This window comes from Monashia sp. HAY1-5C (assembly GCF_056755255.1).
In genome coordinates this window covers 1-277 of sequence record NZ_JBPGXG010000335.1, presented here as the reverse complement: position 1 = coordinate 277, position 277 = coordinate 1, and the positions used below count along the sequence as shown (strand labels likewise).

Genomic DNA, 277 nt, shown 5'->3' with positions numbered 1-277 from the left:
CCGTAAGCCCTCCGTGCATTCCCTGGTCACTCCTTGAAAATGAGCGCATCCCCGGACACGATGGGCACATGAGGGCCATTTGGACGGGCGCCATCACCTTCGGGCTCGTGAACGTGCCGGTGAAGGTGTACAGCGCAACCGAGGATCACGACGTCCCGCTGCACCAGGTGCACGACGCGGACGGCGGCCGCATCCGCTATCAGCGCCGCTGCGAGAGCGACGGCAAGGTCATCCCGTACGAGCACATCGTGACGGCCTACGACGACGGGGAGCGCAC

1 protein-coding gene is annotated in these 277 nt (G+C 65.3%); it reads left to right on the top strand.

The window, feature by feature from the left end:
- Window positions 1–68 precede the first annotated feature (68 nt).
- The coding region (locus ACR9ZK_RS21915) for a Ku protein (protein WP_481344064.1) at window positions 69–277 on the top strand (209 nt) is incomplete at its 3' end.